This window comes from Thalassovita sp. ABM4_323, from assembly GCF_056158665.1.
In genome coordinates this window covers 3,151,808-3,169,766 of record NZ_JBSWTS010000007.1, presented here as the reverse complement: position 1 = coordinate 3,169,766, position 17,959 = coordinate 3,151,808, and the positions used below count along the sequence as shown (strand labels likewise).

At 60.6% G+C, this 17,959-nt stretch carries 16 protein-coding genes and 1 tRNA gene; 11 read left to right on the top strand and 6 right to left on the bottom strand.

Going from position 1 to position 17,959, the window contains the following annotated elements:
* Positions 1-89: 89 nt before the first annotated feature.
* Positions 90-2,780, top strand: a complete 2,691-nt coding sequence (locus tag ACXADQ_RS18145) for a hypothetical protein (RefSeq protein WP_475324405.1) — start codon at positions 90-92, stop codon at positions 2,778-2,780.
* A gap of 136 nt (positions 2,781-2,916) precedes the next feature.
* On the top strand, positions 2,917-3,210 hold the full coding sequence (locus ACXADQ_RS18140) for a hypothetical protein (protein ID WP_475324401.1): 294 nt from the start codon (positions 2,917-2,919) through the stop codon (positions 3,208-3,210).
* A gap of 1 nt (position 3,211) precedes the next feature.
* On the opposite strand, the gene ACXADQ_RS18135 is transcribed toward ACXADQ_RS18140, so the two are convergent.
* Positions 3,212-3,287: transfer RNA gene (locus ACXADQ_RS18135), tRNA-Thr, on the bottom strand.
* A 749-nt stretch (positions 3,288-4,036) separates the two neighbouring features.
* On the opposite strand from ACXADQ_RS18135, the gene ACXADQ_RS18130 reads away from it, so the two are divergent.
* The 9 genes from ACXADQ_RS18130 (at position 4,037) to kynU (ending at position 13,471) form a co-directional block, all read left to right on the top strand.
* Entirely contained in the window at positions 4,037-5,167 is a 1,131-nt protein-coding gene (locus tag ACXADQ_RS18130; protein WP_475324397.1) for an ABC transporter substrate-binding protein, read from the top strand.
* A 56-nt stretch (positions 5,168-5,223) separates the two neighbouring features.
* On the top strand, positions 5,224-6,141 hold the full coding sequence (locus ACXADQ_RS18125) for a branched-chain amino acid ABC transporter permease (protein WP_475324394.1): 918 nt from the start codon (positions 5,224-5,226) through the stop codon (positions 6,139-6,141).
* Positions 6,141-7,124, top strand: coding sequence for a branched-chain amino acid ABC transporter permease (locus ACXADQ_RS18120; RefSeq protein WP_475324391.1), 984 nt, complete (start codon positions 6,141-6,143; stop codon positions 7,122-7,124). The genes ACXADQ_RS18125 and ACXADQ_RS18120 overlap by 1 nt, the downstream gene beginning before the upstream one ends.
* Entirely contained in the window at positions 7,117-7,866 is a 750-nt protein-coding gene (locus ACXADQ_RS18115) for an ABC transporter ATP-binding protein (protein WP_475324388.1), read from the top strand. The genes ACXADQ_RS18120 and ACXADQ_RS18115 overlap by 8 nt, the downstream gene beginning before the upstream one ends.
* A complete protein-coding gene (locus tag ACXADQ_RS18110; RefSeq protein WP_475324385.1) occupies positions 7,863-8,549 on the top strand; it encodes an ABC transporter ATP-binding protein in 687 nt (228 codons plus the stop codon). The genes ACXADQ_RS18115 and ACXADQ_RS18110 overlap by 4 nt, the downstream gene beginning before the upstream one ends.
* A gap of 108 nt (positions 8,550-8,657) precedes the next feature.
* On the top strand, positions 8,658-10,955 hold the full coding sequence (locus ACXADQ_RS18105; RefSeq protein ID WP_475324382.1) for a bifunctional salicylyl-CoA 5-hydroxylase/oxidoreductase: 2,298 nt from the start codon (positions 8,658-8,660) through the stop codon (positions 10,953-10,955).
* Positions 10,952-11,428: a MarR family winged helix-turn-helix transcriptional regulator gene (locus ACXADQ_RS18100; RefSeq protein WP_475324377.1), complete on the top strand. Its 477-nt coding sequence runs from the start codon at positions 10,952-10,954 to the stop codon at positions 11,426-11,428. Before ACXADQ_RS18105 ends, ACXADQ_RS18100 begins: the two co-directional genes overlap by 4 nt.
* A gap of 19 nt (positions 11,429-11,447) precedes the next feature.
* Positions 11,448-12,287, top strand: a complete 840-nt coding sequence (locus ACXADQ_RS18095; protein WP_475324373.1) for a tryptophan 2,3-dioxygenase — start codon at positions 11,448-11,450, stop codon at positions 12,285-12,287.
* The gene (gene kynU / locus ACXADQ_RS18090) at positions 12,287-13,471 is read left to right on the top strand and encodes a kynureninase (RefSeq protein ID WP_475324370.1); all 1,185 of its coding nucleotides are present in this window, start codon (positions 12,287-12,289) and stop codon (positions 13,469-13,471) included. Before ACXADQ_RS18095 ends, kynU begins: the two co-directional genes overlap by 1 nt.
* 45 nt (positions 13,472-13,516) lie before the next feature.
* On the opposite strand, the gene ACXADQ_RS18085 is transcribed toward kynU, so the two are convergent.
* Genes ACXADQ_RS18085 through ACXADQ_RS18065 form a run of 5 tightly spaced genes read right to left on the bottom strand, consistent with a single transcriptional unit; the run spans position 13,517 to position 17,931 of the window.
* Positions 13,517-13,912: a RidA family protein gene (locus ACXADQ_RS18085; protein WP_475324367.1), complete on the bottom strand. Its 396-nt coding sequence runs from the start codon at positions 13,910-13,912 to the stop codon at positions 13,517-13,519.
* Positions 13,909-14,316, bottom strand: a complete 408-nt coding sequence (locus ACXADQ_RS18080; RefSeq protein WP_475324363.1) for an acyl-CoA thioesterase — start codon at positions 14,314-14,316, stop codon at positions 13,909-13,911. Before ACXADQ_RS18080 ends, ACXADQ_RS18085 begins: the two co-directional genes overlap by 4 nt.
* A gap of 41 nt (positions 14,317-14,357) precedes the next feature.
* Positions 14,358-15,986, bottom strand: coding sequence for an AMP-binding protein (locus ACXADQ_RS18075; RefSeq protein ID WP_475324360.1), 1,629 nt, complete (start codon positions 15,984-15,986; stop codon positions 14,358-14,360).
* 5 nt (positions 15,987-15,991) lie between these two features.
* The gene (locus ACXADQ_RS18070; RefSeq protein WP_475324356.1) at positions 15,992-17,137 is read right to left on the bottom strand and encodes an acyl-CoA dehydrogenase family protein; all 1,146 of its coding nucleotides are present in this window, start codon (positions 17,135-17,137) and stop codon (positions 15,992-15,994) included.
* Positions 17,137-17,931 carry an enoyl-CoA hydratase family protein gene (locus ACXADQ_RS18065; RefSeq protein ID WP_475324354.1) on the bottom strand — a complete coding sequence of 265 codons (795 nt, stop codon included), beginning with the start codon at positions 17,929-17,931 and terminating at the stop codon, positions 17,137-17,139. Before ACXADQ_RS18065 ends, ACXADQ_RS18070 begins: the two co-directional genes overlap by 1 nt.
* Positions 17,932-17,959 lie beyond the last annotated feature (28 nt).

Here is a 17,959-nt window from a genome sequence, read left to right as displayed (position 1 = left end):
ACCAATCACCATCCGCTCACATGCCGGAGGTTGCGGAGTATCTCGCTCCTCAACGCCAGGTGGACTTGGGTGGGGCCGTGGGGTAGCGTGTGGCTATTGGTTTTTGGATGATTGAGGGCGTGACTATGGCGCAGTATGGCGGGTTTACTCTGAACGGCATTGATGTTGGTGACAATTCTGGTTGGTCAGTCTCCGGTGCCGGGGATGTCAACGGCGATGGCATCGACGATATTCTGATTGGAGCCCCCCTTGGGGGCGATGGAAACGGGCAGTACGGTATCGGCGAAACCTATGTTGTCTTTGGCCGCGTTTCCGGCTTTGGCGCCAATTTCGATCTGGCCGATTTGGATGGCAGCAACGGGTTTATCCTGAAGGGCATTGATGAGGTTGACTTATCTGGTTGGTCGGTCTCCGGCGCTGGCGATGTGAATGGCGATGGCATCGACGATATCCTGATCGGGGCCGTTGATGCCGATGCAAACGGGCAGTACAACAGCGGCGAAACCTATGTTTTGTTTGGCCGCGCGTCCGGGTTTGACGCCAGTATCGAACTGGCCGATTTGGACGGTAGCAACGGCTTTGTCCTGAATGGCATTGATAAAGGTGATCAGTCTGGTTTCGCAGTCTCCGGTGCTGGCGATGTGAATGGCGATGGCTTTGATGACGTCCTGATCGGGGCCCCAAATGCCGAAGTAAACGGGCGGATTTGGAGTGGCGACACCTACGTGGTGTTTGGCCGTGCGTCCGGCTTTGATGCCAGTATCGATCTGGCCGATTTGGATGGCAGAAACGGGTTCATCCTGAAGGGCATTGAGCGACATACGGATACTGGTTCCGCAGTCTCCGGCGCTGGCGATGTGAATGGCGATGGCATCGACGATATTCTGATTGGGAGCCCCGGTGGCGATGGAAACGGGTGGGATCATACCGGTGAAACCTACGTGGTGTTTGGCCGCGCGTCCGGCTTTGACGCCAGTATCGAACTGGCCGATTTGGATGGCAGCAACGGCTTTGTCCTGAATGGCGTTGATGGCAATGACGCGTCTGCTTCCGCAGTCTCCGGCGCTGGCGATGTGAATGGTGATGGCATCAATGATATCCTGATTGGGGCCCGCTACGCCACTGCAATCGGGGAGGACACTCACCACACCCGCGAGTTATATGATATCGGCGAAACCTACGTGGTGTTTGGCCGCGCGTCCGGCTTTGATGCCAGTATCGATCTGGCCGATTTGAATGGCAGCAACGGCTTTGTCCTGAATGGCATTGATGAAGGTGATCAGTCTGGTTTCGCAGTCTCCGGTGCTGGCGATGTGAATGGCGATGGCTTTGATGACGTCCTGATCGGGGCCCCCCGCGATATCGATGCAAACGAGCCGATAGACGGGCCGAGAGGTAGCGGCGAAAGCTATTTGGTGTTTGGCCGCGCGTCCGGCTTTGACGCCAGCGTCGATCTGGCCGATTTGGACGGTAGCAACGGGTTTATCCTGAAGGGCATTGATGTGGGTGACTTTTCTGGTTGGTCAGTCTCCGGCGCTGGCGATGTGAATGACGATGGCATCGACGATATTCTGATCGGGGCCTTTGGGGCCCATGCAAACGGGCAGTACAACAGCGGCGAAACCTACGTGGTGTTTGGCGGTGCCACTCTGAACAACCTGGATGTCGCGGATGGTGCGCGTGACGGATCGATCGACCTTGCCAATCTGTCGTCGGCCCTGACGGCGATCGTCGGCACAGACGGCAACGATGCCCTGATCGGAACCACGCGGGATGACCACCTGATCGGCATAGAAGGGCAGGACAACCTGCGCGGATTGCGGGGCCATGATTTGCTCGAGGGGGGTCTGGGCGTTGATACGCTGATCGGTGACCACGGGGACGATACGCTGGACGGTGGCGCGGGTGCGGACGTGATGAAAGGCGGCTACGCTGCGGACACCTACTATGTCGACAACATCGGCGATCAGGTACAGGAAAGCAGCAGCTGGTTGGGCCGCGACAGCGTGATTTCATCCATCGATTTCGCGATGGGCCGCAGCCATATCGAAGATCTCACCCTGACCGGCAACGCAGTGAGCGGCACCGGCAACGGGCTTGGCAATACCATCACCGGCAATGCGGGGAACAACATTCTGGACGGCGGGCGCGGCATCGACACGCTGATCGGCGGTTTGGGCGACGACACCTATATCCTGCGCCACAGGGGCGACATCGCCCAAGAGGTCGGCCTGAGCGTCCGTCAAAAAACCCTGAACGCCGCTGTGAACGGCCATGACACGGTGCTTGCCCATAACAGCTTTAGGCTGGCATTTGGCATCGAAGATATCCTTCTGCAAGACGTGATCGGCAGGAATGGCCAGGCGGTGAACGGGCTGACGGCCATCGGCAATAACCTCGACAATCTGGTGCAGGGCAATGCCGCGAATAACAGCCTTAACGGTCGCACCGGGAACGACACGCTGACGGGCGGCGCGGGGGCGGATGAGTTCATGTTCACCGACCCGTTGGGCGCGCAGCACGCCGACACGATCACCGATTTTACGACTGGCGAAGACCGGATCGTGATCAAAGGGGCCTTGGTGAATGTGGCCCGTGGGGTGGTTGATGCGGAGGCCTTTCACCTCGGCAGCGCGGCCACCACGGCGGATCACCGATTTACCTTTGACGGCACAACCCTGCGCTATGACGCAGACGGAAGCGGTGGCGACGCAGCGCAGATCATCGCCACCTTAGACGGCGCGCCGACCCTCATGGCAGACGATATTTTCATCGCTTAGCGCGGTATTATCAATCAATAAAAGCTATGGTTTTGCACACCCTGCAAAACCATAACTCCCCATAAGTTCAGTCAATAAAGTGATACATTTCGCACATATCTACATGCAGTTTCCACATATGCTCGGGCAGCCCTCAATGACCGCTTTCACCATTCTGGACATCGATGCGAGCAAGTGCAGCGAACGTCCGTTTTCCGCCCGTTATGTTGAAAAGTCGAAAGCTGTGATGCTCCCGTTTTTCGCGTCGGCGCAAAGGATGTCGATTTCGGAGGTCAAAAGTGCTCAAGCCGGTATACGAAAATCCTCAAAGCGTGATTCATTTGCAACGGGCGAAAACAAGCTGATATCGGCTTCCGATAAGCTTCCGGAATTTCAAGGGTGTTCGCTGCGTCAGCGAGCATCCACGCAACCAATTGAATTAAATAGATAAATGGTGCCCCCACACGGACTCGAACCGCGGACCTACTGATTACAAATCAGTTGCTCTACCAGCTGAGCTATAGGGGCAAGCCGCAGAAGACGGGGTGTCTTCTTGGCTGATGGGCTTTGAACCGCACCATTTCAACGACTGACATGGCGTGACTCGCGGACCACGATGGGCGTTTAAACCATCGGCGCGTCGAGCGCAATCCGTCCTGCTGGCTCCGACCTCGAAATCTTGGGGCAGGGCGTGGTGCAGGGGGGAATTCCGAACCGGGCGCGATCGTCGCGTGGCAACCCTATAGAGAATAGCAGCTGCCGAAGGCGACACCGGTGACGTTCTCGCGCTTGCGCAGGACCGCACGCTGCCATTTGGGGGTCTGGCGCGTAACGGGCAGGCTCTGTCGATCAGCGGATCGCTCGATCTGCGTCCGTTCTTGCACGCAGTGATGAACAACAGGTTGCCCCGGGACCGGGACGAGGCAACAGCGAAAAGCGTGGTCTTGTATCAGCCGGTGGAAAGCGTGCGACGGATTGCCTGGGCGTCTGGCGGCAAGCAGTCATCACTTGCTGCTTTGTTGGGGAGTGAGAATGGGGTTTTGGATCAGGATTCGCGCAAACCGGTGGTAAGTGCCGGTTGTTGCATTGTATTTTAGGCTTGAAATTTTAGGCTTGAAATAAAATTTCACCCCATTAACCTGCTTGCCATGTGGGTGGTTTTTGCGTGGAATGACCGGGCGAGGGCCCTGAACCAGATTTGGCCGCAAGCCAAAGGCGGAACAGCCCACCACCTAAAGAAGCCACATTAAGTGGCACTTGCAACAGGGAATTTTGTGATGAAAAAACTGACTGCGGCACTACTTGCGACGGCCATGACGGCCTCGGTCGCCCAGGCGGATGTGAAGGTGGGGATGATCACCACCTTGTCGGGCGGGGGCTCGAGCCTGGGGATTGATGTGCGCGACGGCTTTATGTTGGCCGTAAAGCAGGCCGGGCGCGACGATCTGGAGGTGGTGATCGAGGACGATCAGCGCAAGCCGGACATCGCCGTGCAACTGGCCGACAAGATGATCCAATCGGAAAAAGTTGACGTGCTGACCGGCATCATCTGGTCCAATCTGGCGATGGCAGTGGTGCCCGCCGCCACGGCGCAGGGCAAATTCTATCTGTCGCCCAATGCGGGGCCCTCGGCGCTGGCTGGCAAGGGCTGTCATCCGAACTATTTCAATGTGGCCTGGCAGAACGACAACCTGCACGAGGCCGCAGGTAGCTATGCCAACGGGGCGGGGTACAAGAATTCGTTCATCCTGGCGCCCAACTATCCTGCGGGTAAGGATGCACTGACCGGCTATAAGCGTTTCTTCGAGGGCGAGCTGGCGGGTGAAATCTATACCAAGTTGGGCCAGACGGACTATGCCGCCGAGATTGCACAGATCCGTGCCTCGGGGGCGGACAGCGTGTTCTTCTTCCTGCCTGGCGGCATGGGGATTTCTTTCCTCAAGCAATATGCCGACAGCGGTGTGGACCTGCCGGTCGTGGGCCCGGCCTTCAGCTTTGATCAGGGGATCCTGCAAGCGGTGGGCGACGCGGCGATGGGGGTGGTGAACACCTCGCAATGGAACAAGGATATCGAGAACGCGGCCAACACGGCGTTTGTCGCCAGCTTCCAGGCCGAATATGGTCGTCTGCCCTCGCTGTATGCCAGTCAGGGGTTTGATACGGCGAACCTGCTGTTCAGCGCCATGGACAAGGCGGATGTCGGGGATGCCGAGGCCTTCCGCGCCGCGCTGAAGGCGGCCGAGTTCGACAGCGTTCGGGGTGACTTTGCCTTTGGCAACAACCACCATCCGGTGCAGACGATCTATGCCCGCGAAGTTGTGAAAGAGGGCGACGTCTATACCAACAAAATCCTGGGTGCTGCGCTGGAAAACCACGCGGACGCCTATGCCGCTGACTGCAAAATGTAATGTGACCTGACCCGCCCCGGCATCTGTCCGGGGCGGGGCCAAGCGCGGACACTCTCATGTCATTCATATTGATAATCGAGCAAATCCTGAACGGTTTGCAATCTGGCGTCATGCTTTTCCTCATGGCGGCGGGGCTGACGCTGATCTTTGGCGTGATGGGGCTGATCAACCTGGCTCACGGATCGCTGTACATGGTCGGAGCCTTTGCCGCGGCGGCTGTTGCGGGCTGGACCGGGTCTTTCCTGCTGGCGCTGGGCGCGGCGCTGGGCGCGGCGGCTCTGGCCGGGGCGATCGTGGAAATCGTGGTGATGCGACGGCTGTACAAGGCCGCCCATCTGGATCAGGTGCTGGCGACCTTTGCGCTGATCCTGGTGTTCTCCGAGGGCACGCGCTGGGTGTTTGGCTCGTTTCCATTGTTTCTGGATATCCCCGATGCGCTGTCCGGCCCGATCACATTGCCGGGGGGCATCCAGTATCCGCTGTATCGACTGGCGATCATCCTGATCGGCATCGCTGTGGCGCTGGGCCTGTGGTGGCTGAACGCGCGCACACGGATCGGCATCCAGATCCGCGCCGGAGAGAATGACCGCGAGATGATTGCCGCCTTGGGCGTTGATATTTCAAAGCTTTATACGCTGGTATTTGCCCTTGGGGCCGCGCTGGCCGGGTTGGCCGGGGCGCTGGTCGGTGCGCTGCAATCGGTGCAGGTCGGTATGGGAGAGCCCATCCTGATCCTGGCCTTCGTGGTGATCGTGATTGGCGGAATCGGGTCCATCAAAGGCGCCTTTATCGGCGCCATTCTGGTCGGTCTGACCGATACGCTGGGCGGGGTTTTTCTGCCGCAACTCTTCAAGCTGTTCATGGCTCCGGATGCCGCCACCCAGGTGGGTGCGTCGCTGGCCTCGATGGCGGTTTACATCCTGATGAGCGCAGTTCTGATCTGGCGCCCCTCGGGCCTGTTCGGAGCACGCTGATGATCCCTGAACGTATTCTGAATGCCTTGGTTTTGGCGGCGTTTCTGGCCGTGCCCCTGTGGGCGCTGGTCGCGGACGAACCCTTTACCATCACGCTGGCAACTCGTGCGGCCGTTTTGGCGCTGGCTGCCGTTGGTCTGAACATCGCGCTGGGGATTGGCGGGCTGGTCAGCCTGGGCCATGCGGCGTTTTTCGGGCTGGGCGGCTATGCGATGGGGATCCTGGCCTCGCATGCCCAAAGCTACACTCCGCTGGATCTGGGCCTGTTCACGGTCGAGGGCACCAAGTCCATGCCGATCATTTGGCTGGTTGCGGTCCTCGCTTCGGCACTGGCGGCCCTGGGCATCGGGCTGCTGAGCCTGCGTACCAGCGGCGTCTATTTCATCATGATCACGCTGGCCTTTGGGCAGATGTTCTTTTTCTTCGCGATTAGTTGGCCAGCCTATGGCGGCGAGGACGGGCTGTCGATCTATGTGCGCAACGGGTTTCCGGGGTTGAATACGCTGGTGCCGATCCAGTTCTTCGGCCTGTGTTTCGCCCTGCTGTGCGCGGCGCTGTTCCTGAATGCGCGGTTGCGGGGATCGCCCTTTGGGCTGGCGTTGAACGCCGCGCGCCAACGCCCCGAGCGGGTCGAGGCGATCGGTCTGTCCCCAATGCGGCTCAAGCTGGTGGCCTTCGTGATTTCGGGCGCCGTGACCGGGCTGGCGGGGGCGCTGTTTGCCGATCTCAACCGCTTTGTCAGCCCGACCATGTTCAGCTGGCAGCTGTCGGGCGAGTTGATGGTGCTGATCATCATCGGCGGCGTCGGGCGTTTGATGGGGCCGGTGGTTGGCGCCGGGCTGTTTGTATTGCTCGAGCACGTGCTGGGCGGGCTGACCGATTTCTGGCACGTTTTCTTGGGGATTATCTTGCTGCTGATCGTGCTGTTCGCGCGTGGCGGCCTGGTGGGGCTTTTGACCGGAAAGGAGGGGCCGCATGTCTGATCCGATCCTTGAAACGCGCGGGCTGAACAAGTCCTTTGGGGCGCTGAAGGCCACGGATGATGTGTCGATCTCGCTGAAGCCAGGAGAGATTTACGCCATCATCGGCCCCAACGGCGCGGGCAAATCCACCCTGATCGGCCAGATCAGCGGTGCATTGCAGCCCGATACTGGCAGCGTGCATCTGTTGGGCCGGGACGTGACCGTCGATGGCGTGGCCGTGCGGGCGCGGGCTGGGCTGGGGCGGACGTTCCAGATCTCGGCCCTGGCGATGGAAGACAGCGTCCTGGAAAACGTGTTGTTGGGGGCCTTGGGCCATTCGGCACGGCCCTGGCGGTTCTGGGGCAACGTCACACGTGATACCGCGCTGCTGGACCGCGCGATGACAGCCCTGCAACGCGTCGGGTTGGAGGCCGAATCCCAGACCCGCTGCGCCGACCTGAGCCATGGTCAACGCCGTCAGCTCGAGGTTGCGGTGGCACTGACCCTGACCCCCAAGGCGTTCGTGATGGATGAACCGATGGCGGGGCTGGGGATCGAGGGCTCGAAGAACCTGACCGCGTTCCTGGATGGCCTGCGCGCCGAGGCTCCGATCCTGCTGGTGGAGCACGATGTGGACGCGGTGTTCGCACTGGCCGATCGGATCAGCGTGCTGGTCTACGGCAAGGTCATCGCCAGCGGCACCGTGGACGAAATCCGCGCCAGCCGAGAGGTGCGCGAAGCCTATTTGGGAGAGGACGCATGAGCCTGCTGCGTATCGAAAACCTGACCGCCACCTATGGCACCGCGCAGGCGCTGTTTGATGTCTCGCTCGAGGTCGGGCAGGGTGAAGTCGTGGCCCTGATGGGGCGCAACGGCATGGGGAAAACCACGACGATCAAGGCCATCTGCGGAATGATCCCCTCGCAGGGGGGGCTCTGCTTTGACGGGCATGATCTGCAGAGGTTGCCAAGTCACAAGGTCGCGCGTTTGGGCATTGGTCTGGTCCCTGAAGGGCGCCGCTGCTTTGCTGATCTGACCGTGCGCGAAAACCTGATCGCGGCGGCCCGGCCCGGCGATTGGACCCTGAAATCCGTGGCCGAGTTCTTTCCCCGCTTGGGGGAACGCGAAAACCAGCGGGCCGTGTCCCTGTCCGGCGGGGAGCAACAGATGCTGGCCATCGGCCGCGCCCTGATGACCAATCCGCGGTTTTTGATTCTGGACGAGGCCACAGAAGGTCTGGCGCCCCTGATCCGTCAGGAAATCTGGGCGGCGATTGCCAAGCTGAAACAGGAAACGGGCATGTCGATTCTTGTGGTCGATAAGTCGTTGAAAGAACTGGGACAAGTGGCTGACAAAGGCGTGGTTTTGCTGCGGGGGCGCACCGCTTGGATGGGGGCTTGGGGGGATCTGAGCGAGGAAATCTCGAAGCAATACATTGGGGTCTGATGCATTGCGTGTATTAGCTTCATGCATAGATATTTTATGTTTGAAATAAAAATCCGACTCGCATAGGCTGGTCCCACAAGCGATCCAGTCATCGACAAGGAGAACCTTATGCGCATAGCCTGTTTGGGTGGCGGCCCCGCCGGACTTTACTTTGCGATCTCGATGAAGCTGCGCGACCCCGCGCACGAGGTGGTGGTGATCGAGCGCAACCGCGCCAATGACACGTTCGGCTGGGGGGTGGTTCTGTCCGATGACGCGCTGGAACAAATGCAGGGGAACGACCCGCAAAGCACCCAGGCGATCCGCGATCACTTTGCTTATTGGGACGATATCGCCGTGGTTCACAACGGCGTGCGGACGGTTTCAGGAGGGCACGGGTTTGCTGGCATCGGGCGGCGTCAGATGCTGATCCTTTTGCAGGAACGGGCGCGTGAACTGGGCGTTGAGATGCGCTTTGAAACCGAGTTCGACACCGCGCTGGACTTCAAGGATGACTATGATCTGGTGGTGGCGACCGACGGGATCAATTCGCGCACACGCACGGCGCTGGCCGAGGAATTCCGCCCCGATATCGACATGCGCGAGTGCAAGTTTATCTGGCTGGGGACGCACCAGAAATTCGACGACGCCTTTACCTTTATTTTTGAGAAAACCGAGCACGGCTGGCTGTGGGCGCATGTTTATCAGTTTGACGACAACACAGCGACCTTCATCGTGGAATGTCAGCAGGACACCTGGGACAACTGGGGGTTCGAGCACATGTCCAAGGAGGAAACGGTCGAGACTTGCCGCAAGATTTTTGCGGCCCATCTGGACGGGCATGACCTGATGTCGAATGCCACGCATTTGCGGGGCTCGGCGGTGTGGATGAACTTTCCTCGGGTGATTTGCGAACAGTGGTATCACGACAATATCGTGCTGATGGGGGATGCGGCGGCGACGGGGCATTTCTCGATCGGGTCGGGATCGCGATTGGCCTTTGACAGCGCGATTTCGCTGGCGAATTACCTGCAATCCGAAACCACGATGCAGGGTGCTTTTGAGCGGTATCAGGAAGAACGGCGGCTCGAGGTTTTGCGCCTGCAATCGGCGGCGCGCAATTCGTTGGAGTGGTTCGAGCAGGTCGAACGCTATCTGGATTTGGATCCGGTTCAGTTCAACTATTCCCTGCTGACACGCTCGCAACGGATCAGCCATGAAAACCTGCGTTTGCGCGACCCTAAGTGGTTGGAATCGGCGGAAAAATGGTTTCAAGCGCAAGCGGGTGTGGTGGACAATGCGCCCGTCCGTGCACCCATGTTTGCACCGTTCAAACTGCGCGAGATGGAGCTGAAGAACCGCATCGTTCTGTCCCCGATGGCGCAGTACAAAGCGGTCGACGGCACGCCGGGTGACTGGCACCTGATCCATTATGGCGAGCGCGCGAAGGGCGGCGTTGGGCTGGTCTATACCGAGATGACCTGCGTGTCGGCCGAAGGGCGGATCACGCCCGGCTGTCCGGGCCTCTATGCCCTCGAACACGAGGCCGGTTGGAAGCGCCTGACCGATTTCGTGCACACGGAAACTGACGCGAAAATCTGCTGTCAGATTGGCCATTCAGGGCGCAAGGGCTCGACCCAGCTAGGGTGGGAGGACATGGACGCGCCGTTGGAAAACGGCAACTGGGACATCGTCAGCGCCTCGGCCCTTCCATGGTCGCAGAACAACGCGACGCCGCGCGAAATTACGCGGGCTGAAATGGACGTGGTGCGCGATCAGTTCGTCGCTTCGGCGCAGATGGCCGAGCGTGCGGGCTTTGACATGATCGAACTGCACGCCGCGCATGGCTATCTGATCTCTTCGTTTATCTCGCCCATGTCAAACGTGCGGACGGATGCGTATGGTGGCAGTCTGGATAACCGGATGCGCTATCCGTTGGAAGTGTTCACCGCGATGCGTGCTGTCTGGCCAGAAACCAAACCCATGTCGGTGCGGATCTCGGCGAATGACTGGGTGGGCGACGATGGCGTGACCCCGGACGAGGCCGTCGAGATCGCGCGCATGTTCGAGGCCGCGGGCGCAGACATCATCGATGTGTCGGCCGGCCAGACCTCGACCCAGGCGAAACCGATCTATGGGCGCATGTTCCAGACACCCTTTAGCGACCGCATCCGCAACGAGGCAGGCATCAGCACCATGGCCGTCGGCAATATCTACGAGGCCGACCACGCCAACTCGATCCTGATGGCGGGGCGGGCCGATCTGGTTGCTGTTGGACGTCCGCATCTGGCTGATCCATACTGGGCCTTGCACGAAGGCGCCAAGATCGGTGACCGGGCTGCGCCAGACTGGCCGCTGCCATATCTGGCGGGCCGGGATCAGGCCTGGCGACTGGCCGATCGCGAAGCGGAGATGATACGCGTATGACCACTCAGACCAACCCCTCGAACCCAGAGCAACCGATTTCCAAAGAGCGGCTGCGCCTGTGGCTGAAGCTGCTGAAGGCCAGCAGTCTGGTCGAAGGAGAGATCCGCCGCAGGTTGCGCAGCGAATGCGATTGGACGCTGCCTCGGTTCGATGTGATGTCGGCCCTGTCGCGCGCGCCCGACGGGCTGAAGATGAGCGAGATCTCCAAACTGCTGCGCGTGTCCAACGGTAATGTCACCGGGATCGTGGACAAGCTGACCCAAGAGGGGCTGGCGCTGCGCGTCGCGGTGCCCGGTGATCGGCGCGCCAACCTGGTTCGGTTGACCCCGCGCGGGCAGGCGCTGTTCGCCCAGCACGCCGCGGCACATGAGGCCTGGATCGACGAGATTCTGGGCGGTCTGGATGCAGATGACGTCGCGGGCATGATCCTGCGGCTGGATCATCTGACCGAGCATCTGGAAGACGACGCATAACCGGGCAGGAGGCCGATCCATGAGCTCTGACGCGTATAACCCTCGCACCGACGGGGCGAAAATGTCGTTCCGGGATGCGATGTCCTATGGCGACTATCTGCATCTGGAGGTTCTGCTGGATCAGCAGCATCCGCAAAGTGATGCTCACGACGAACTGCTATTCGTGATCCAGCACCAGACCAGCGAGCTATGGATGAAGCTGGCCATTCACGAGCTGGCCGCCGCGCGCGATGCTTTGCTGATCGGAGACACGGCCAAGATGTTCAAAATGCTGGCGCGGGTCAGCCGGATTTTCGAGCAACTGAACGGCGCGTGGGACGTTTTGCGCACCATGACCCCGGCGGATTATACGCGCTTTCGCGAGGCCCTGGGCCCGTCCTCGGGGTTTCAAAGCTATCAATACCGGATGATCGAATACGTGCTGGGCAACCGCAATCCCAACATGTTGCAACCGCACGAACATCTGCCCGAGGTGCATAAGATGCTGCGTGACGAGCTGTCACGTCCCAGTTTCTATGACGAAGTGGTGCGGCTGTTGTTCCGTACCGTGGACGGGCACGAGGACAATGTGCCGAGCCCGGTTCTGGAGGCGCCTCATGCAGCCGACCCGGAAATCCAGGCCCGCTGGAAGCTGGTGTACGAAGACATCGACAGGCATTGGACGCTCTATGAACTGGGCGAAAAGCTGGTCGACCTTGAGGATTACTTCCGTCGCTGGCGCTTCAACCACGTCACCACGGTGGAACGGGTGATCGGCTTTAAACGCGGCACCGGGGGCACCTCGGGCGTGCAATATCTGCGCCGGATGCTGGGGGTCGAGCTGTTCCCCGAGCTGTGGCACCTGAGAGGAGAGCTGTGATGCTGCCCCGCAAAGACCTGTTCGATCTGCCCCAGGGTGTGATCTATCTGGATGGAAACTCCCTGGGTCCGCTGCCGCGTGGTGCCGCGGAACGGGCAGGGCAGGTAATCACCCACGAATGGGGAAACGAACTGATCCGGGCCTGGAACACAGCCGATTGGATTTCCCTGCCCAAACGGGTGGGGGATCGGATCGGTCATCTGATCGGGGCGCCCGAGGGCTCGGTTGCGACGGGCGATACCCTGTCGATCAAGGTGTATCAGGCGTTGGATGCCGCGCTGAAAATGCGCCCGGATCGGCGGGTGATCCTGTCAGATAACGGGAACTTCCCAACCGATCTGTACATGGCGCAAGGGCTGATCGGGACCATCGACAGGGGCTACCAGCTGCGCACCCCCGCACCCGAAGACGTGGCCGCAGCCATCACCGAAGACATCGCCGTGGTGATGCTGACGCAGGTCGATTATCGCTCGGGTCGGATGCATGACATGGTCGCGATCACCAAGGCCGCGCACGAGGCTGGCGCCGTGATGATCTGGGATCTGGCCCATAGCGCGGGTGCGGTGCCGGTTGACATGGCGGGCTGCGGCGCGGAATTCGCTGTGGGCTGCACTTATAAATATCTCAATGGCGGTCCCGGCGCGCCGGCCTTTATCTATGCCCGACCCGATATTGTGGACAGCATTCAGCCCGCGCTGGCCGGGTGGATGGGGCATGACGCGCCCTTTGCGATGGAGCTGGGATACCGCCCCGCCATGTCCACCGAGCGTCTGCGCGTCGGCACGCCGCCCATCGTGCAGCTGTCGTTGCTGGACGCGGCTTTGGACGCATGGGAAGGGGTCCAGATGGCCGATATCCGCGCGGCCTCGATCGAATTGTCCGAGCTGTTCATTGCCGAGGTCGAGGCCCGTTGCCCACAGCTGACCCTGGCCTCGCCGCGCGATGCAGCGCAGCGTGGATCGCAGGTTTCTTTTTCGTTTCCAGACGGTTACGCGGCCATGCAAGCGTTGATTGATCGCGGGGTGATCGGGGATTTCCGCGCGCCGGACATCATGCGCTTTGGTTTCACGCCGCTCTATCTGGATGCGGATGATATCCGCGCCGCTGCGGCCATCATCGAAGAGGTGATCGGGGGCGAGCTGTGGCGCGATCCGAAATATCAGGTTAAATCGCGCGTCACCTGAGCCGCTAACATGACAAGTCCGCGCAAAAATGCGCGGCCTTTTTCGTTAGGTCAGATGGGCTGTGGCCTCGATCTCGACCAGCGCCTCGTCCTCGACCAGGGCCGAGATCACAAGCATCGACATGGCCGGGAAATGCTTGCCGAACACCTCGCGATAGGCGGCGCCAACTTCGGCCTGGCGGGCCAGATATTCGGCCTTGTCGGTGACATACCAGGTCAGGCGCGTGACGTCCTTCACAGTGCCGCCGGCCTGTTCAACCACGGCGCGGATATTCTGTAGCGCCTGACGCATTTGGCCAATGAAATCATGAGTTTCAAAGACCTGATCCGCGTTCCACCCGATCTGGCCACCAATGTGCAGAACACCGTCCTTGGTCAGCATTCCGTTGGCATAACCCTTGGCCGGAAGCCAGCCTTCGGGCTGAATTGTTGTGTGGGTCATTCTGCCTGATCCTCCCATTCTTTCAGTTTTTCGCGCACGGGTTCGGGCCAGGTGGCGGGTTTGCCGTCCCCGTCCACATGCACCAATGTCGCGCGGGTTTCAAAGCGGATCTCACCGTCCGAATCCGCAACCATGTGATAGGTCAGGGACGTGCGCCCCACCTTTTCCACGCTCAACACCAGCTCCAGCCTGTCACCATGTCGGCTGGGCCGCAGAAACCGCGTTTCAATGCTGGCCGTGGGCACCCCGTCGGTGCGTAGCAGCAGGTGAAACGGCCAGTCCAGCGCGTCGGCAAAGAAGGTCTCGACGCAATCGTTCATCATCTCGAAATAGCGGGGAAAAAACACGATCCCCGCCGGATCGCAGTATTTGAACAGGACTTTCTGAGGGTAGCGGAATGCCATATTGAGGGTCTTATCTTTCGTTGAGGGCACGTATGGGCAGGCTAGTGACCCGCCCCGACCGGTTCGATCTGGAAGCGCTGAATTTTCCCGGTTGGTGTCTTGGGAAGCGATTTGGCGAACACGATACTACGGGGATATTTATAAGGTGCAATCGTCGCCTTGACGTGGTCCTGCAAGGCCTTGGTGGTGGCGGCATCGGCGGGGGCCTCCTGGGTCAGCACCACATGCGCCTCGACAATATGGCCGCGCGCGTTGTCCGGCGCGCCAATCACGGCGCATTCAGACACAAGGGGATGCGCCAGAAGGGCGGCCTCGACCTCGGGGCCAGCGATATTGTACCCGGCCGAGACGATCACATCGTCATTGCGGGCGGCGAAATGGAAATAGCCCTCTGCGTCCTGAACAAAGCTGTCCCCGGTGACGTTCCAGCCATCCTGAACATAGCTTTCTTGGCGTTCACCGCGCAGATACCGGCATCCGATCGGGCCTTGCACGGCCAGACGTCCCATCGTACCGCGCGGGGCCTCGGTTCCGTCTTCGGCCAGCACCTTGGCCTTGTACCCCGTCAGCGGTTTGCCAGTGCAGGCGGGGCGGTGATCCTCGAACCGGTTCGAGATGAAGATATGCAGCATTTCCGTCGCCCCGATCCCGTCCAGCATCGGTTTTCCGGTCTTGGCCTGCCACTCGTCATACACCGGTTTGGGCAGGGTTTCGCCCGCGGATACAGCCGCACGCAAAGAGGACAGATCCGCCCCGTCCTCCATCGCTTGTAACATCACCCGATAGGCGGTGGGAGCGGTGAAACAAACAGTGGCGCGGTATTTCTCGATGATCTCAATCATATTGGGGGGCGAGGCGGCCTCGAGCAGGGTGGCCGTTGCGCCGAAACGCAGTGGAAATACAGCCAACCCGCCCAGACCAAAGGTGAATGCTAGCGGAGGAGATCCGACAAACACATCCTCGGGCACAACGCCCAGAACCTCTTGGGCATAGCCATCCGCGATGATCAGTAGGTCGCGATGAAAATGCATGGTCGCCTTGGGATCGCCTGTCGACCCCGAGGTAAAGGCCAGCAGCGCCACATCATCCTGAGCCGTATCGGCAGCTTGAAACGTCACGGGTTTTTCCAGCGCCAGCCGGTCCAGCTCGGCATCGTGATTGGCGGTGCCGTCAAAGCTGACCACGGTTTTCAGGAACGCGGAATCTTTGGCGCAGGCCACCATTTCATCCATCAGGCGCGAGTTGCAAATCGCGTGGGTGATCTCGGCTTTGTCCACGTATTTGGCCAGCTCGCCCGCGCGCAGCATCGGCATGGTATTCACCACCACCGCGCCCACCTTGGTCGCGGCCAGCCAACAGGCCACCATCGCCGGGTTGTTGGCCGATCGGATCAGCACGCGGTTGCCTGGCTGTACGCCCAGATCATCGACCATCGCATTGGCCAGACGGTTGGTCCAGTCTGTCAGTTCCTTGTACGTGCGCTGGCGCCCGTTGCCGATCAGCGCCGTGTGATCGCCAAACCCCTTAGCCACCATGGCGTCGGTCAGCTCGACCCCGGCATTCAGGCGATCAGGATAGTCAAAGCCGTCCAGCAACAACTCGGGCCACATCTGGGCGGGCGGCAAGTTGTCCCGAGCGAACGTGTCGGTATGCGCGGACGGCTGAAACATGCGGGTTACTCCTGTTGGGACGCCAGGGTTTGCCGGGCGATGATGACTTTCTGGACGTCTGACGCGCCCTCGTAGATGCGTAGGGCGCGGATTTCGCGATAGAGGCTTTCGACAATGGCGCCGGATCGCACGCCTTCGCCGCCGAACAGCTGCACGGCCTTGTCGATCACCTGCTGCGCCTGGTCGGTTGCGAACAGCTTGGCCATCGCGGCCTCGCGCGTGACACGCGGCGCGCCCATGTCGCGGGTCCAGGCGGCGCGATAGGTCAGCAAGGCCGCAGCGTCGACATCCAGCGCCATGTCGGCGATATGCCCCTGAACCATTTGCAGATCGAACAAAGGCGCGCCCTGGACCTGTCTGGAGGTGACGCGGGTGAGGGCTTCGTCCAGCGCCCGGCGGGCAAAGCCCAACGCGGCCGCCGCCACGGTCGAGCGGAACACATCCAGCACGGCCATCGCGATCTTGAACCCCTGGCCCGGTGCGCCGATCATGGCGCTGGCGGGCACACGGCAATCCGAGAACCGAAGCGTCGCCAGCGGGTGCGGGGCGATGGTGTCCAGCCGCTCGGCCACCTTGAACCCTGGCAGGTCGGGCGTGACGATGAAACAGGACAACCCCTTGGCCCCCGGACCTTCGCCCGTGCGGGCAAACAAAGTGTAGACGTCCGCGATGCCCCCATTGGAAATCCAGGTTTTTTCGCCGTTCAGAACATAGTCATCCCCGTCGCGCGTTGCGGTCATGGTGGAATTGGCCACGTCCGAGCCTGATCCCGGTTCGGTCAGCGCAAACGCCGAAATCGCTTTGCCTGCGCGGGTCAGCGGCAGCCACGCGGCTTTCTGCGCGCCCGAGCCAAACAGCGTCAGCGCTCCAGTGCCCAGCCCTTGCATGGCAAAGGCAAAATCAGCCAGCCCATCGTGGCGCGCCAGCGTTTCCCGCGCGATACACAGCTTGCGGACGTCGAACGTGCCATCATCGCTGGAGGTCGGTTGCAAGACACCTGCCTTGCCCAGATCGGCCACCAGTTTGCGACAGGCCTGGTCCGTGTCGGAATGATCAATCGTCAGCCCTTGCGCCACCTCTTCAACATGTGCGGCCCATTCGCGGTGCGCCTCGTCGAAAAACGGCCAGGTCAGAAAGGTTTTGTCCGCCATCAGTCGCCCTCGAATACCGGCGTTTCCTTGGCCACGAAGGCCTCGTACGCGCGGCGGAAATCGTTGCCCTGCATGCAAATCGCCTGCGCCTGGGCCTCGGCCTCGATGGCTTGTTCCAGGCTCATGGACCATTCCTGCGCCAGCATGGTTTTGGTCATCGAATTGGCAAAGGTCGGGCCCGCGGCAATGCGCGTGGCCAGTTTCATCGCTTCGGCCTCTAGTGCGTCAGCCTCTACGACCGTGTTATAAAACCCCCAGCGTTCGCCCTCATCGGCGCGCATGGCGCGGCCCGTGTACAACAGTTCAGCCGCACGGCCCTGACCGATGATCCGGGGCAGCATGGCGCAGGCGCCCATGTCACAGCCCGCCAGACCCACGCGGTTGAACAGAAAGGCCGTCTTGGCCGATGGCGTGGCGATCCGTAGATCCGAGGCCATGGCCATGATCGCCCCGGCGCCCGCACAGACGCCATCGACAGCAGCGATGATCGGCTTGCCACAGCCCAGCATGGCCTTGACCAGATCGCCAGTCATGCGCGTAAATTGCAGTATTTCCTTCATGGTCATGCGCGTCAGCGGACCGATGATGTCGTGCACATCCCCGCCAGAGCTGAAGTTGCCACCGTTGGGCAGGATCACCACGGCGTGCACGTCATCATCATAGACCAGGGCGCGAAACCAATCCCTGAGCTCGGCGTAGCTATCGAAGGTAAAGGGATTTTTCCGCTCGGGTCGGTCATGCGAGATACGGGCGATGCCGTCTGAAATCTCGCATTTGAAATGCTGAGGGGTCATTGGGTCTCCTCCTGGGGAATGTCTGTGT

Bases quoted from the DNA above. Each gene is read 5' to 3' on its own strand.
- ACXADQ_RS18075 (WP_475324360.1), bottom strand. From the start codon at position 15,986: ATGTTTCAGCCGTCCGCGCATACCGACACGTTCGCTCGGGACAACTTG.
- kynU (WP_475324370.1), top strand. From the start codon at position 12,287: ATGCTGCCCCGCAAAGACCTGTTCGATCTGCCCCAGGGTGTGATCTAT.
- ACXADQ_RS18080 (WP_475324363.1), bottom strand. From the start codon at position 14,316: ATGGCATTCCGCTACCCTCAGAAAGTCCTGTTCAAATACTGCGATCCG.
- ACXADQ_RS18140 (WP_475324401.1), top strand. From the start codon at position 2,917: ATGACCGCTTTCACCATTCTGGACATCGATGCGAGCAAGTGCAGCGAA.
- ACXADQ_RS18130 (WP_475324397.1), top strand. From the start codon at position 4,037: ATGAAAAAACTGACTGCGGCACTACTTGCGACGGCCATGACGGCCTCG.
- ACXADQ_RS18065 (WP_475324354.1), bottom strand. From the start codon at position 17,931: ATGACCCCTCAGCATTTCAAATGCGAGATTTCAGACGGCATCGCCCGT.
- ACXADQ_RS18070 (WP_475324356.1), bottom strand. From the start codon at position 17,137: ATGGCGGACAAAACCTTTCTGACCTGGCCGTTTTTCGACGAGGCGCAC.
- ACXADQ_RS18120 (WP_475324391.1), top strand. From the start codon at position 6,141: ATGATCCCTGAACGTATTCTGAATGCCTTGGTTTTGGCGGCGTTTCTG.
- ACXADQ_RS18085 (WP_475324367.1), bottom strand. From the start codon at position 13,912: ATGACCCACACAACAATTCAGCCCGAAGGCTGGCTTCCGGCCAAGGGT.
- ACXADQ_RS18095 (WP_475324373.1), top strand. From the start codon at position 11,448: ATGAGCTCTGACGCGTATAACCCTCGCACCGACGGGGCGAAAATGTCG.
- ACXADQ_RS18115 (WP_475324388.1), top strand. From the start codon at position 7,117: ATGTCTGATCCGATCCTTGAAACGCGCGGGCTGAACAAGTCCTTTGGG.
- ACXADQ_RS18105 (WP_475324382.1), top strand. From the start codon at position 8,658: ATGCGCATAGCCTGTTTGGGTGGCGGCCCCGCCGGACTTTACTTTGCG.
- ACXADQ_RS18100 (WP_475324377.1), top strand. From the start codon at position 10,952: ATGACCACTCAGACCAACCCCTCGAACCCAGAGCAACCGATTTCCAAA.
- ACXADQ_RS18125 (WP_475324394.1), top strand. From the start codon at position 5,224: ATGTCATTCATATTGATAATCGAGCAAATCCTGAACGGTTTGCAATCT.
- ACXADQ_RS18110 (WP_475324385.1), top strand. From the start codon at position 7,863: ATGAGCCTGCTGCGTATCGAAAACCTGACCGCCACCTATGGCACCGCG.